The sequence below is a fragment of the Microcoleus sp. A006_D1 genome, from assembly GCF_036702805.1.
Classification (GTDB): Bacteria; Cyanobacteriota; Cyanobacteriia; order Cyanobacteriales; family Microcoleaceae; genus Microcoleus.
Genome location: NZ_JAUBVZ010000010.1, coordinates 86,261 through 99,422 on the forward strand (window position 1 = coordinate 86,261; position 13,162 = coordinate 99,422).

The 13,162-nt window shown below is 44.9% G+C and carries 14 protein-coding genes; 4 read left to right on the forward strand and 10 right to left on the reverse strand.

Features of this window, described 5'->3' with window-relative positions; all coding sequences use genetic code 11:
* Positions 1 to 67: 67 nt before the first annotated feature.
* Positions 68 to 1,651, forward strand: a complete 1,584-nt coding sequence (locus QUB68_RS18895; RefSeq protein ID WP_332995330.1) for a DHA2 family efflux MFS transporter permease subunit — start codon at positions 68 to 70, stop codon at positions 1,649 to 1,651.
* Positions 1,652 to 1,856: 205 nt separating this feature from the next.
* On the opposite strand, the gene QUB68_RS18900 is transcribed toward QUB68_RS18895, so the two are convergent.
* The 4 genes from QUB68_RS18900 to QUB68_RS18915 form a co-directional block, all read right to left on the reverse strand.
* Complete coding sequence (locus tag QUB68_RS18900) at positions 1,857 to 2,624, reverse strand: ABC transporter ATP-binding protein (RefSeq protein ID WP_332995332.1); 768 nt, start codon at positions 2,622 to 2,624, stop codon at positions 1,857 to 1,859.
* A 303-nt stretch (positions 2,625 to 2,927) separates the two neighbouring features.
* Positions 2,928 to 3,806, reverse strand: a complete 879-nt coding sequence (gene glyQ, locus QUB68_RS18905) for a glycine--tRNA ligase subunit alpha (RefSeq protein ID WP_332995334.1) — start codon at positions 3,804 to 3,806, stop codon at positions 2,928 to 2,930.
* A gap of 126 nt (positions 3,807 to 3,932) precedes the next feature.
* On the reverse strand, positions 3,933 to 4,220 hold the full coding sequence (locus QUB68_RS18910) for an NfeD family protein (RefSeq protein ID WP_332995336.1): 288 nt from the start codon (positions 4,218 to 4,220) through the stop codon (positions 3,933 to 3,935).
* Between the two features lie 97 nt (positions 4,221 to 4,317).
* The gene (locus tag QUB68_RS18915) at positions 4,318 to 4,605 is read right to left on the reverse strand and encodes an NfeD family protein (RefSeq protein ID WP_332995338.1); all 288 of its coding nucleotides are present in this window, start codon (positions 4,603 to 4,605) and stop codon (positions 4,318 to 4,320) included.
* A gap of 626 nt (positions 4,606 to 5,231) precedes the next feature.
* Between QUB68_RS18915 and QUB68_RS18920 the strand changes: the two genes are divergently transcribed.
* Complete coding sequence (locus tag QUB68_RS18920; protein ID WP_332995340.1) at positions 5,232 to 5,360, forward strand: hypothetical protein; 129 nt, start codon at positions 5,232 to 5,234, stop codon at positions 5,358 to 5,360.
* 166 nt (positions 5,361 to 5,526) lie between these two features.
* Here QUB68_RS18920 and QUB68_RS18925 read toward each other — a convergent pair whose 3' ends face one another.
* From QUB68_RS18925 to QUB68_RS18945, 5 genes are all read right to left on the reverse strand, one after another.
* Complete coding sequence (locus tag QUB68_RS18925) at positions 5,527 to 5,994, reverse strand: GNAT family N-acetyltransferase (RefSeq protein WP_332995342.1); 468 nt, start codon at positions 5,992 to 5,994, stop codon at positions 5,527 to 5,529.
* Complete coding sequence (locus tag QUB68_RS18930) at positions 5,994 to 6,623, reverse strand: type I restriction endonuclease (protein WP_332995344.1); 630 nt, start codon at positions 6,621 to 6,623, stop codon at positions 5,994 to 5,996. Before QUB68_RS18930 ends, QUB68_RS18925 begins: the two co-directional genes overlap by 1 nt.
* A gap of 43 nt (positions 6,624 to 6,666) precedes the next feature.
* Entirely contained in the window at positions 6,667 to 7,716 is a 1,050-nt protein-coding gene (locus tag QUB68_RS18935) for a DUF1611 domain-containing protein (protein ID WP_332995346.1), read from the reverse strand.
* 67 nt (positions 7,717 to 7,783) lie between these two features.
* Positions 7,784 to 8,629 carry a Uma2 family endonuclease gene (locus tag QUB68_RS18940; protein WP_442923103.1) on the reverse strand — a complete coding sequence of 282 codons (846 nt, stop codon included), beginning with the start codon at positions 8,627 to 8,629 and terminating at the stop codon, positions 7,784 to 7,786.
* A 31-nt stretch (positions 8,630 to 8,660) separates the two neighbouring features.
* On the reverse strand, positions 8,661 to 9,740 hold the full coding sequence (locus QUB68_RS18945; protein ID WP_332995347.1) for a dipeptide epimerase: 1,080 nt from the start codon (positions 9,738 to 9,740) through the stop codon (positions 8,661 to 8,663).
* A gap of 158 nt (positions 9,741 to 9,898) precedes the next feature.
* On the opposite strand from QUB68_RS18945, the gene QUB68_RS18950 reads away from it, so the two are divergent.
* On the forward strand, positions 9,899 to 10,345 hold the full coding sequence (locus QUB68_RS18950) for an NADAR family protein (RefSeq protein ID WP_332995349.1): 447 nt from the start codon (positions 9,899 to 9,901) through the stop codon (positions 10,343 to 10,345).
* A gap of 527 nt (positions 10,346 to 10,872) precedes the next feature.
* Here the strand turns inward: QUB68_RS18950 and QUB68_RS18955 are convergent.
* Entirely contained in the window at positions 10,873 to 11,577 is a 705-nt protein-coding gene (locus QUB68_RS18955) for a hypothetical protein (protein ID WP_332995351.1), read from the reverse strand.
* A gap of 243 nt (positions 11,578 to 11,820) precedes the next feature.
* Between QUB68_RS18955 and QUB68_RS18960 the strand changes: the two genes are divergently transcribed.
* Positions 11,821 to 12,963: a hypothetical protein gene (locus tag QUB68_RS18960; RefSeq protein WP_332995353.1), complete on the forward strand. Its 1,143-nt coding sequence runs from the start codon at positions 11,821 to 11,823 to the stop codon at positions 12,961 to 12,963.
* The last annotated feature ends 199 nt before the right edge of the window (positions 12,964 to 13,162 follow it).

Genomic DNA, 13,162 nt, shown 5'->3' on the forward strand with positions numbered 1-13,162 from the left:
TTTCTCTGTGTTCTCTGCGCCCTCTGCGGTGAAAAAATCCAAATTAATTACACCAGAGGTTAAACCAATGGCAAATACCAGTGCAATACCCCAGCAGCAGAGCGACGATCGCGTTCCCTTAAAAACCTGGATCGGCGTCATGGGAACAATTCTCGGCGCTTTCATGGCAGTTTTGGACATCCAAATCACCAACGCTTCTCTCAAGGATATTCAAGCAGCTTTAGGCGCAACTTTAGAAGAAGGTTCTTGGATTTCCACCTCTTATCTAGTCGCAGAAATTGTAGTAATTCCGCTGACGGGTTGGCTGTCGCAGGTGTTTTCAGTCCGCCGCTATATCTTGGTAAATGCCGCTTTCTTTGTATTCTTTTCCATGTGCTGCGCTTGGGCGTGGAATTTGAATTCAATGATTGTTTTTCGAGCTTTGCAGGGATTGAGTGGTGGGATTTTAATTCCGATGGCTTTTACGTTTTTGCTGACAAATTTGCCACCCAAAAAGCAGCCGATTGGCATGGCGATGTTTGCACTGACAGCTACTTTTGCACCATCCATCGGCCCCACAGTGGGAGGTTGGCTGACTGAGAATTACGGCTGGCAATATGTCTTTTATTTAAATTTGGTTCCGGGGCTGCTGCTGCTAGCTGCTGTGTGGTACGCAGTCGCCCCTGCGCCGATGCAGCTTGGACTCCTGAAAGGGGGCGACTGGTGGGGAATTCTCTCAATGGCGATCGGCTTGGGTTCCCTGCAAGTTGTGTTAGAAGAAGGCAGTCGCAAAGACTGGTTTAGTTCTGATTTTGTTTTGCGTTTAAGCATAATTGCTGTCATATTTCTCAGCGCTTTTTTCTGGATTGAACTAACTCGAAAAAACCCGTTTATTAACCTGCGATTGCTGACTCGCCGCAATTTTGGCTTAGCAACTATTGTGAATGTTTCGTTGGGAGTGGGATTGTACGGTTCGGTGTTCATTCTGCCCCTGTATTTAGGTCAGATCCAGCAGTACAATGCCATGCAAATTGGCGAGGTGATTATGTGGGCTGGCGTACCGCAGTTATTCATCGTGCCGATGGTGCCGAAATTGATGCAGCGTATCGATATGCGGCTGCTCATCGGCATAGGTGTGAGTTTGTTTGCGGTGAGTTGTTTTATGAATGCTAGTATGACTCATGAGACAGGTATCGATCAGTTGCGTTGGTCGCAATTAGTGCGAGCAATGGGACAACCTTTAATTATGGTGCCACTGTCAACTATTGCCACTGCTGGTATGGAGAGACACGAGGCTGGTTCTGCTTCGGGTTTGTTTAATATGATGCGAAATCTGGGAGGTTCGATGGGGATTGCGGCGCTAGCAACTTTGGTGACGCAGCGGGAGCAATTTCACTCGAATCGATTGGGGGAATCTGTTTCTTTGTACAATCCGGCAACGCAGGAGCGACTTAATCAAATGACTCAGTATTTTGTGAGTCGCGGTGCTGATTTGAGTGTGGCGCAAGAACAGGCAATTAAGGCAATTGATAATCTTGTGCGCCGGGAAGCTTATGTGATGGCTTTTAATGATTGTTTTTACTTTGTGGGAATTGCTTTGCTGTTAAGTGGTCTTGCTATTTTGGGTTTTAAAAAGGTGAAAGCTGGTGCTGGTGGTGGGGGAGCTCATTGAGTTTGTTTTGGGCGGGATCTCCGACCCACCCCAAAAGAGTTATAAAAGTTTGTAAAATGCAAATTAAATAGATATCTTGCAAAAGTTTTGTTAGTCAAATTTTCGGACGGGCTAGAAGCCCATCCCACAAGAAAAAAAAATTGTGGGATGGGCTTCTAGCCCGTCCGAATTATTTTTGGAAGAGGTCTAATGTTTTCTAGCTGATTCACCATTCTTGTTGGGCTTCTGCTTCGGCTCGAATTAAATTTTGCCGCAGTTGCACCCAATCTATTTGCTCAGAGGGCAAGTCTTCGATGAGTTTTCCGCGCTGTAAATGCAGAATTCTGGTGCTAAATTGTTCGGATAATTCTAATTGGTGGTTGACCATTAAAATGGTGGTTTCGCCGTTAGTTAGCTGTGTCAATACTTGCAACAGGTGGGCGGATTTTCCGGCATCTAGGGCGGATGTTGGTTCGTCTAAAAGCAAGATTTTTGGTTGGAGGATGATGCCGCGGGCGATCGCCACTAACTGCTTTTGGCCCGTGGAAAGTTGCAATTCCGTGCGATCGAGTAATTCTTGGGGTATGTGCAGTTGTGCGATCGCCCCGCTAATTCTCTCAGCAATGTGTGAAGAAGTCACACCCCGCAGCTTCAAAGGATAAGCCAACGCTTCCCGCACCGACATCCCCAAAAGCTTAGATTCCTGCATGATCAGGGTGATTTGTCGCCGAAGTTCGATCGCCGGAATTTGCCGATATTCCGTATTTTCAAGATAAATCGAGCCACTGGTGGGGCTGCTGAGTCGGTTTAACAACCGCAACAGCGTAGTCTTCCCAGCCCCCGAAGGGCCCACAATTGCCACGCGATCGCCCTTGTGCACCTGAAACGAGATATTGTCCAATAAGTAGCTGGAGGCGATCGGTGCTTTCAAACTGACACCCTCAACTCGCAATTGAGCAATTGTATCTGTATTATTTTCTGAAAAATTAGGCATTGAATTAATTTAAAATATGGTATTAGCGAATAAGTCAGAAAACCTCAAAAAACATAATACCCAGATAGCCAACTTCTTAAAGAAGTCAGCTATCTAACAGAAGAGAATTTTACATTTAACTAGGCTGACTTACTTATTCCTTTTTCATGCTTCCTGACATCCATTACATCCGTTAAATCCCGTACATTGCTCGTTGCCGAACTGCATCCATTACATCCGTTAAATCCCGTACATTGCTCGTTGCCGAACTGCATCCATTACATCCGTTAAATCCCGTACATTGCTCGTTGCCGAACTTCTTCCTCAAACCTTGACAGCTTTGTCCAAAGGAAAACCCAGATGTTCGCGCTGTTCCAAATAAAGCTGAGCCACACGCCGCGCCAAGTTCCGAATCTTAGTAATGTAGCGAGTTCTTTCCGTTACCGAAATCACACCTCTAGCATCCAGCAAATTAAAAGTGTGAGAACATTTTAAGACATAATCAAGACTCGGCAAAACCAAACCTTTTTGTGTCAATTGTTCCGCTTCTTGCTCGTACAATCCAAACAAAGTAAACAGCAATTCAGGATTAGAAGCTTCAAAGTTATAAGTACACTGTTCTATTTCCCCTTGCAGGAAAACATCGCCGTAAGTTATGCCATCTTTCCACTGAATTTTCGTCATCGCATCGACTTCTTGGAGATACATTGCGAGGCGTTCTAGCCCGTAGGTAATCTCAATCGAAACGGGGCGGCAATCAATGCTGCCACACTGTTGAAAGTAGGTAAATTGGGTAATTTCCATCCCATCAAGCCAAACTTCCCAACCAACACCCCAAGCTCCGAGGGTGGGCGATTCCCAGTTGTCTTCTACGAAGCGAATGTCATGGTCTTCTGGGCGAATTCCTAATGCTCTGAGGGAGTCCAAATAAACTTCTTGGATATTGGGAGGAGATGGTTTAATCAGGACTTGATATTGATAGTAATGTTGGAAGCGGTTAGGATTTTCGCCGTAGCGTCCGTCGGTGGGGCGGCGACAGGGTTCGACGTAGGCGACAGACCAAGGTTCGGGGCCAATTGCTCTGAGAAAGGTGTGAGGATTCATGGTTCCTGCACCTTTTTCTGTGTCGTAGGATTGGGCGATCAGGCAGCCTCGATCGCTCCAGAATTGATTCAGTGTTGCAATGACTGATTGAAAGTTCACTGGTTTAAATATGGCTAGGATGTGTCTCAACTTATTTAAGCATAAAAAAGGCAGGGTTTATTTGCATAAACCCTGCCGAAATCATGTGTGGTGTGAAAAATTAGGCAGTTTGGATCGAGTTCTCGTTTAGTCTGCCGGAGTGAGGGAAACTAACAGAGTGATGTTGTCAACGCCGATCACATAAACGGTGTCTCCGGGTGTGAGAGTCATTTGGCGATCGCACCGTGCGGGCCACCAGCTACCTTGGAAGCGGACGCGACCTGTTTGATTCGGGTAAATCGATTCATCGACGACGGCTTCTTCGTTGAAATAGTGAAAATTGGTGTTGATGTAGTTGTCTATTAACATATTGTTTTCTGTGCTGTAGGTGTGAATAGAAAAAATAGAACCGAAAGCTTTTGCTAAGTTGAACATTTCCCTGACTCCTGTTGTGTTAATATATATGGAAGTTTAATCGCCTATTTATGCTATTTGAAAGGTCGCATTTCCTGGTTGTTCATCCTCTGCTGATTTAGTCTGCGGGAGTGAGGGAAACTAACAGAGTGATGCTGTCAACGCCGATCACATAAACGGTGTCTCCGGGTGTGAGAGTGATTTGGCGATCGCACCGTGCGGGCCACCAGCTACCTTGGAAGCGGACGCGACCTGTTTGATTCGGGTAAATCGATTCATCGACGACGGCTTCTTCGTTGAAATAGTTAAAGTTGGTGTTGATATAGTTGTCGATTAACATATTCTTTTGTGTGCTGTAGGTTTGAGAGGAAAAAATAGAACCGAAAGCTTTTACTACGTTGAACATGATATTTACTCCTGTTGTGTTAAAATATATGGATGTGTAATTGTCTGTTTGTGCTATTTGAGAGGCTGCATTTCCTTTCTTTGAGATTGATTCCCCTGATATTTCATTGTTCTTGTCTTGTCTGGCTCTACCCGGATTAAAGGTAAAGAATTTTTGAAATATTGAAGGGATTTGAGCAGCGGTTGCGGGCGGTCTAAATTCGGTAATTCCGAGGTATTGAATTAAGGATTTAGTGGTTGAGCCGTTGGTGGGTTTTGCCTCAAGGGTAGATGTTGTCAGCTACATTAGAGATTGATTGATTCCGCATTACTGCTACTGTAAAAATGTTTTATTTTTGGGTGGTGATGTTTGGGTTTGATTTTTTGATTGGGTTGTGACTCGTTTGCTTGACACTTACTAATTTGCCAGAAGTCGAATGTCTTTGGTGCGATCGCCAGTCCACTTTCCCACCCTGGTACTGGCACAGGACACTTGCACACCTGCAATCAACGATTTATCAATAGTTTCAGCCTAAAAATCGGGCTGTTAGCTGTGCCAATTTAGCAAAGTGGACTACCGCAGGCTGTGAATTCTGAGCTTACGCAGTGTCTCTAGCCCAATCCGGAATATCCTTATATATCCAGTCAGTGACTTACACCATCTCCGGTAAAATACCCGTTATAGGTTCGATCGTTCGGAATGCAAGTGCGATCGAGTCTGATGAGGTAGAAGTTTTTGATGAATGCAGGTCGATCGCACCCTGCAATCGAGTCTGAGACGCATAATCTCTATATGTAGGGCGATGCACACCGCACCGCGAACCCTATCGGTAGCGTGTAAAACCACTGTTTGGCCTTAGCCCTGTAATCACAATTATTCAACAAGTCGAACTTAAAATCAATTCATAAATTCACAATCTTAAATTCATAAAAGTCATACTTATCAAAAACTTTCTCGATACTGCATAATTGTTACAGGAACTCTAAATAAAATTTTAGCTAACTTAGACAAACCGAACTTGAATTTAAGCGACTGCGGCAATTCTTGCACGGAAACTTCTACGAAGCCAAAGCGAGTATAAAATGATGCGAGTCGCTTTCCCAAACATTCTAAGTATAGCGGTTCTGTAGCCTGTTGAATTAAATGTTTTGTGAGATAAATGCCCAAACCGCGATCGCGCCAATCCTTCGCCACCACCAAACTACCCAACTCTTGCGCGCCCGTAAAGTTCCGCAACTGTCCGCAAGCCGCCAACTTTCCACCGCATTCAATCACCCAAAATTGCTCCCAGCGCAACTGAGTCGGATCGAGTTTAGCGCTCCAAACTAACTTTCTAATTGATTTGAGATCTTGAGCTGAGGCGGGGCGTAAAACGCATTCTGGGGGCAAGGAAAAAGAACTTTCAGTCATTAGTTATAGTTGGAAACTACAGCAGCAATTCGTTTGAAAATGCGAAAAACTTCGTAAAAATCCTGGGCGCGGTCGATTACGAACTCATAAGATAAAGCGTACTGTGGAGTGTCTTGTTTAACCAATTTAATGAATCTGAAGTTGCTGCCATTTGTCAGAAGCCCAAAAGTTGGTCTGTCAGGATTGGGGTTACTCAGCATATAAAAGAGTAGCTGTGGAAGTCCTGCTTCAAGGGAATATTGAGCTCGCTTGGCTTCGATCGCCACAACCCAAAAAGATTCAATTAAAAGCAGAATATCAATACTTCCTCTGACAAGTATACCTTCATCAACTGTAACAAGTTCCACCGATTTTTCGGACTCTATGTGAAACGGAGTTAGGAAAAAATCTGCTAAAAATAGCAAAGGAGCAAGTACCACCATTTTTACGGTATCTTCTATCATGGGGTACTCGGCACTGTTAGTATAGCCCGATTTTACTTTATCTAGATATCGCTTTTCTTCATCAGTAATTTCTGGTAAATCGTCAATCCATTCTCGGAAAAATTGCTCGTCTTCAGACAACTGTAGATTAAATTTTGTTTTGACATCGCGCAGTGTCAGTGTTTTTGCTTGAATGCTTTGTGTCATAATTTTCTGTAGCTCTTAGCTAGTTGTAATTTATTGTAGCAGATCAATTGTCGATCGCCCTTAACAACACATCCGCGCCAAACCGTACCGAATCGGTACAAGGCAATCCCGTCTCTGCTTGAACTTCAGCTATTGCTAACAGCGCTTCTGCTTCATTTAAGTGATGAGTATTGAGAGCGATCGCGCTCACTTTCCCCCCGACAAAAGCACCCGCAGCAGCAGCCACCATTTCGTACAATTCAACTACTTTCGACAAACTGGGAATTGCTACGTGCGGGTGATTGCGAATGCAAGTTTGTCCGGCTCTGTGCGCTAAAATTAAGTGAGTTGGCTGCGCGCCCCGCAACAGTGGCAAAGTTGCTGTCGAACCCGGATGCAATAGCGAACCTTGCCCTTCTACGTGCAGAATATCGCATTCAGCACCCATTTTTAGCACCGCTTGTTCGACAGCACCAGCGGCAAAATCAACACGCACTGCATCTAAAGCAATGCCTTCATTTCCAATCATTAAACCCGTTTGTCCGGTTGCTAAAAATTTGGAACGCAAACCCCGCTGCAAGCAAGTGCGATTGAGTTCCAAACTGGTTGACATTTTGCCGATACTCATATCTGTGCCGACGGTTAACACGCGGCGACAGCTTAATTTAGCGGCGGCGGCAGAGGCGATCGCCCCGACAGATTTCGGTTCCTGACGCACATCCCAAATCCATTGATTTTCGGTTAACGGAACCGTTATCAAAGGTGCAAGTTTCGCGTGCAAACCATTGACAACCGACAAACCTGCTGCTACCGCTTGATTAATTTCTGGCAGCCATTCCGGGGGCAAAACACCGCCCGAAGGAGCGATGCCAATTAGCAGAATATCCGGCGCAAATTGCAGCGCTTCTGCAACCGAAGCAACTATCGGTACTTGTTGAGGAATGCCCGTTAATTCAGCCAAAGATTTTCCTGTACATTGGCGGTCAATTACTGCTACAATTTGTGCTTCGCTGTAGCGTAAAAACGCTAAGCCAGTTTTGCCGGAAGTACCGAGAATTCCCTCGTGCAGCAAGATAGCAAATTTGCCAGTTTTGATGGGATAGTTTTTAGTCATTGGTTCACTTTTTAGATTGGCGATTTTAGATTTTAGATTGGAGCTAAAATCTAAAATCGATGGGCTGTTAGCTGTGATTTGGGTTCAGGGTAAGATCGTTCGGATCTTCTCCCAATTCTCGCAATCTGGCCTCTAGTCGCGAGGCTCGCTGGCGTTCCTGTTCCGCTTGCTGTTGAGCAACTTCTGCTTGCTGTTGAGCAACTTCCGCTTGCTGTTGAGCAACTTCCGCTTGCTGTTGAGCAGCTTCCGCTTGCTGTTGAGCAGCTTCCTCAGGTAACAGAATTAGATTGCCAGACTCATCGTAGAAACGCGCCCAGACTGCTGTTTCTCGATCGACAATTCCGTCCCAAGTCCCCAACCAAAAGCCTAAAGTTTGACTCCACAGCCAACCCTGCTCGTTGGGTACTAACGGCTGATAGCGTTGATTGTTATCTAAACGCCATCCCCGCAAAGAATTCGGCTCGAAAGGATCGAAAACAAAGTAATCAGGCGTTCTAAAAACCTGCTCGTAAATATCCTTTTTTTTGCCTGTATCCTCATTACCAGTTGAGGGCGACAGCAGTTCCACAATGATATCTGGGTAACGTCCGTCTTCATTCCAAACTACCCAACCTTGTCGGGAAGTATTGCTGTCAACACCCAACACAGCGAAAAAATCCGGGCCTCGGAAATCCTGATTGCGAATCTGTTTAGCGCTGTAATAAATAAACATATTGCCACCGACAAAAAAATCGTTTCGGTTAGCTAAACCTTGTTCTACGGAACGAATTAAAACGTTCATGGCTATGCGGTGGCGGTTGCTTTCCATTTCTGCACCATCATCAAAAATTAAATCAGTCGGCGGCTTGTGTGCTTCAAAGAAAATCTCTGCTTCTCTATCAGTTTCCTCTGCAATTGATTGCACTGGCATCATGGCATCTCCAGATTAGTTTTGAGCGATACTTCTATTCTACAATGTCAATTCGCCGCACTCCCAATCCCGATCGCCCATTTGGCAGCAAACACCCATTTTCGACGATCGCACCTGTGAAAGGATCGTCGATTAAATTTAAGTGACTGTCCAAATCCAAATAGTCAGCTAGGGGCGAAAGCTGGGCGGCTGCGGTATTGGCGATCGCACTATCGGAATAGCAGCCGAACATCACTTGCAAATTGCAGGCTTTTGCGATGTGAATCATCCGCATAGCTTCGCTCAATCCGCCTGACTTCATCATTTTGATATTGATGCCGTGGACGCACTGTGCTAACTTGGGTATATCCGAACTATTAAAGCAACTTTCATCAGCAAAAATTGGCAGCGGCGATTGACGGTACAGTTCAGAGAATTCAGCTAGATCCGCGACTGGTGAAAGCGGCTGTTCGACATAATTTATGTTATATTTTTCCAGCCAGTGACACATCTCTGCTGCATCTTTTAAACTCCAACCGCCGTTAGCATCAACACTGATTTGAATATTAGCTGGTGCTTCCTCCATCACTGCGATTAACATAGCTTTGTCGGCTTCAATTCCTTCGGGATTTCCCAACTTGATTTTGACAGCGCGGTATTTGATGCTTGCGGGATCTGTCGCATCTTTGCCAAACCAATCGCGCACTCTGTCTCTGGCACTCCTCGGCGAATTTATGCCGATGGTGACGGATGTGGGGACAATGCGCGATCGATCTAATCCCCACATTTTCCACAGCGGCAAGCCTACTTTTTTGCCCAGCCAGTCGTGCATTGCCATGTCGATGCCGGCGCGGGCGGCGGAGGGTAACTCGACTTCTGCGAAGATTTGTTCGACTTTTTGGCGATCGCACGGAGTAAACTTTTCTAACAGGGGTACAACTTCCTGCAATGCTGCTAGCAGACTCTCGGTAGTTTGGGGACTCGAACCTGTGGAAAAGGGCGATGCTTCTCCCCAGCCTTCGATGCCTTCGTCGGTTAATTTTACCCACAAATTCGTAGTTTTGGCTGTTGTACCGCGGCTGATGGTAAGCGCAAACCGCTTGCGGACAGTGAAGGTTTCTATTTGAAGCTGCATGATTAGTTATAACCTATGGATTGCAGGGTTTAAAAGCATAATCTTTGTTTTAATATTTTACTAAACATCTGTAATAAAGCCAAGTGCTAATTGTAAACTATGCCATAATTATAGGTAAGGGAGGTGTACATTTCGATCTAAATTAGCAACGAAATATCATGCCAATTTACTTTTACAGCACTCGCAGTGAATACGGCAGTTTCTCTAATTTTTCCCGTCATGGATTCGAGTTAGACGGAGAATACTGGCCGACTACCGAACATTATTTTCAAGCACAAAAGTTTCCCCAAACAGAGCACTGCGACCAAATTCGCCAAGCAAAAACGCCGAAAGATGCAGCAAACATGGGGCGCGATCGCTCTCGTCCCCTGCGCCAAGATTGGGAACAAGTCAAAGATGATATCATGCGAAAAGCCGTACTCCGCAAATTTGAAACTCATGCCGATATCCGCGAAATTTTACTCGCTACTGGCGATGAGGAAATAGTCGAAAATTCCCCTACTGATTATTATTGGGGTTGCGGAAAAGATGGCAGCGGCAAAAATATGTTGGGACAGATTTTAATGGAAGTGCGAGATATTTTGCGAAAAGGCACGCCCGAGTAAAACAGAACTTACAAGTTTGTAGTCAGGACTTCAGTCCTTTCTTGCTCAACTCGAAACCGAGGACTGAAGTCCTTACTACGAACCTATTTCCCATGATAAAGCAGGACTTATTTAATCCTAAGTCCTGCGAGGCTGCTAAGCGAGCATTGCCTCAATTTTATTAAACAAGCTGAGTCAAACATCCGCCCGAGCAACTGTCAAATGCTGTGCCAATCTCCTCAGGCTGTTCTAGTAGAGGGTTTAGCCTCTCCTCGGAGACTGCAAAGCAGGGGAAACGGTAAAAACCCTGCACCACTTTTTGTTTTAACAACTACTGTCAACCGGAATTAACTTTTATTGTCCCAAGTACAGCATTGTTAGCCAGTCGCCTCCCGGACACCGTTCTCCTTAGGTTGGCGATTCACAGGTCAAATAACAAAACACCTGTTCTGGTTAAAGTTTATTTTTTACTTATGCTGTATCTTTCTATTTTGTGCGATTTCTAGAAAGTGTTAGCTGTTGTACAGAATTCTTTACAATTTATTGAGCTATTTACCTACTGTGGCGCTGATTTGCCGCAGTTGCTGTTGAATTCGGTTGAATTCTTTTTCTTCTTCTGTGAGCAAGGTATTGTCGATCGGCGATCGCATATCCCACTGCAATTCTGACAGTAAAATTAGACAGCCTGCGATCACAATTCCGGTTGTCAAATACTGCCAAGGCGCGACAAAGGGCAATAATCCGATCGCAAATAGATGAGTTAGCCCGATCGCGATAAAAGTACGCGATCGCAAACCGAGTCCAGTACAAAAATAGCCGATCGCGCTCAACCCCAACCACAAATCGCAAAGGTGGAGCAACAAACCTCCCCAACCAGCAAAAATGCTGCAATCAGTCAGCACCAAACCAGAAATCATCAAAATCGCCCAAGAGTAAAGAATCCAGCTAACCCGCTCAACTTTTACCCAAAACAAAGTCAAAACCGCCATGATCGCAGTGCCAATTAGAGTCACAGTTGACCAAAGAATCGCCTGAAAGCTCCAACTGAGGGGGACAAACTGAGCCGTAAAAAAAATCCCCGCCGTCACCAAACCCCAAAGCAGAAAAGTTTGGTCAATCCGGGTATAAAATCCTGAGAAAAGAGTAATATTTCCGACTTTCCAGCGGAGGCGCAAGAGGCCTGCGAGGTCTTGTACGTCGAGATGTTCTTGTTTGCAGCGGATCGGGGGTTCACAGGGGTTGAAGAAGGTCATTCCGTATAGTTTAAAATATCAAGTTTTGCGTATTGTAACAAAACTACACGAATATTTTGCAGATTTTTATATCCTTTTTTTTAGTTCCCTGGCTCTGCCTGGGGAGGTATATCCGGAGGCTCTGCCTCGATTCGCAACAAGTGAGGCAGAGCCGGGAACCAGTCAAGTTGAGTTGCAATATACGTTAAGATTGACGTACAATGAAAACAACGTAGATTTTACGAATATAATTAAGGAGAGAATATGAAAGCAAATCCCGGTGGAACAATTGCCCCAGCAGAAGTCATGGGTAGAGACAAGCTGATTGTAGATTTGTGGGGGATTTTAGAGCAGCAAAGTGTCATATTGAGTGCTGAGCGCCGGATGGGGAAAACTTCGGTAATTAAGAAAATGCAAGCCGAAGCTACCGCAGATAAATTGCCGATTTATCGTGATTTGGAAGGTATTAAATCGCCATTAGGATTTGTCGAGAAAGTCTTTGAGGATGTCGAAAAATATTTAACAGGTTTGAATCGCAATGCTAAGAAGGCTCGCGCATTCCTAACTCAACTGGGAGGTACAGAATTTAGCGGTGTCAAGTTACCCAGCATTGCGAATACCCATTGGCAAGATTTGCTGACTCAAACCATAGCAGATTTGGTCGAGAATCAAGACCGTACAGTCATCTTCTTTTGGGATGAAATGCCGTATATGCTCGGTAATATCGGCGATAAAGCGGCGATGGACTTGCTCGATACTTTGCGATACATCCGCCAGACATACCCGGCTGTCAGAATGGTTTATACAGGTTCAATTGGCTTGCATCACGTCCTGAATGTTCTCAGAAAAGCGGGTTATACAAACGACCCGATTAATGATATGTACGTCCAAGACGTGCCGCCGCTATCCGATAAAGATGCAACTAATTTAGCTCGCAAATTGCTTGATGGCGAAAATATTGCTACACCAGATATTCAAGGAAGTGCGGTTTTAATCGCCGATGAATTAAGTAATATTCCGTTTTACATTCACCATTTAATTGTTAAGCTAAAATTGCGCGGTGGTGCAGCGGACAAGGCAGGTATTGAGGAAGTCATTGCTGATTGTTTGGATGATCCGCTGAATCCTTGGAAAATGGAACATTATCGGGAGCGAGTTGATACTTACTACGATGAAAAACAGCGTCCTTATGCCCTGATTTTGCTTGATGTTTTGGCTGCGGGCGATTCTTTGTCTTTTGATGAGTTGTTTGCTGGTATTAAGCAAGAGTCGGAAACTCAGGATAAGGAAATGGCGCGGAAAGTTTTAAGATTTATGGAGCAAGATTACTATATTTATAAGAAAGATGGCAGATATCAATTTCGGTATCCGCTGATTCAAAAATACTGGAAGTCATTAAGATGTTGAGATTCGGCTCGTTACCACGAACAGCCTGGTAACGCAGATCCAGAGGCTCTGCCTCAATGCCAAATAAGCGAATATGTATGTATGTCATTGCGAGCTCTTAGCGAAGCAATCGCAGAGATTCTGACAGCAATGCACATTCTATATTACACAGTCAGGTTTATTTGTGCCTACTTACTGCACCTAAAATACAACACGCTTG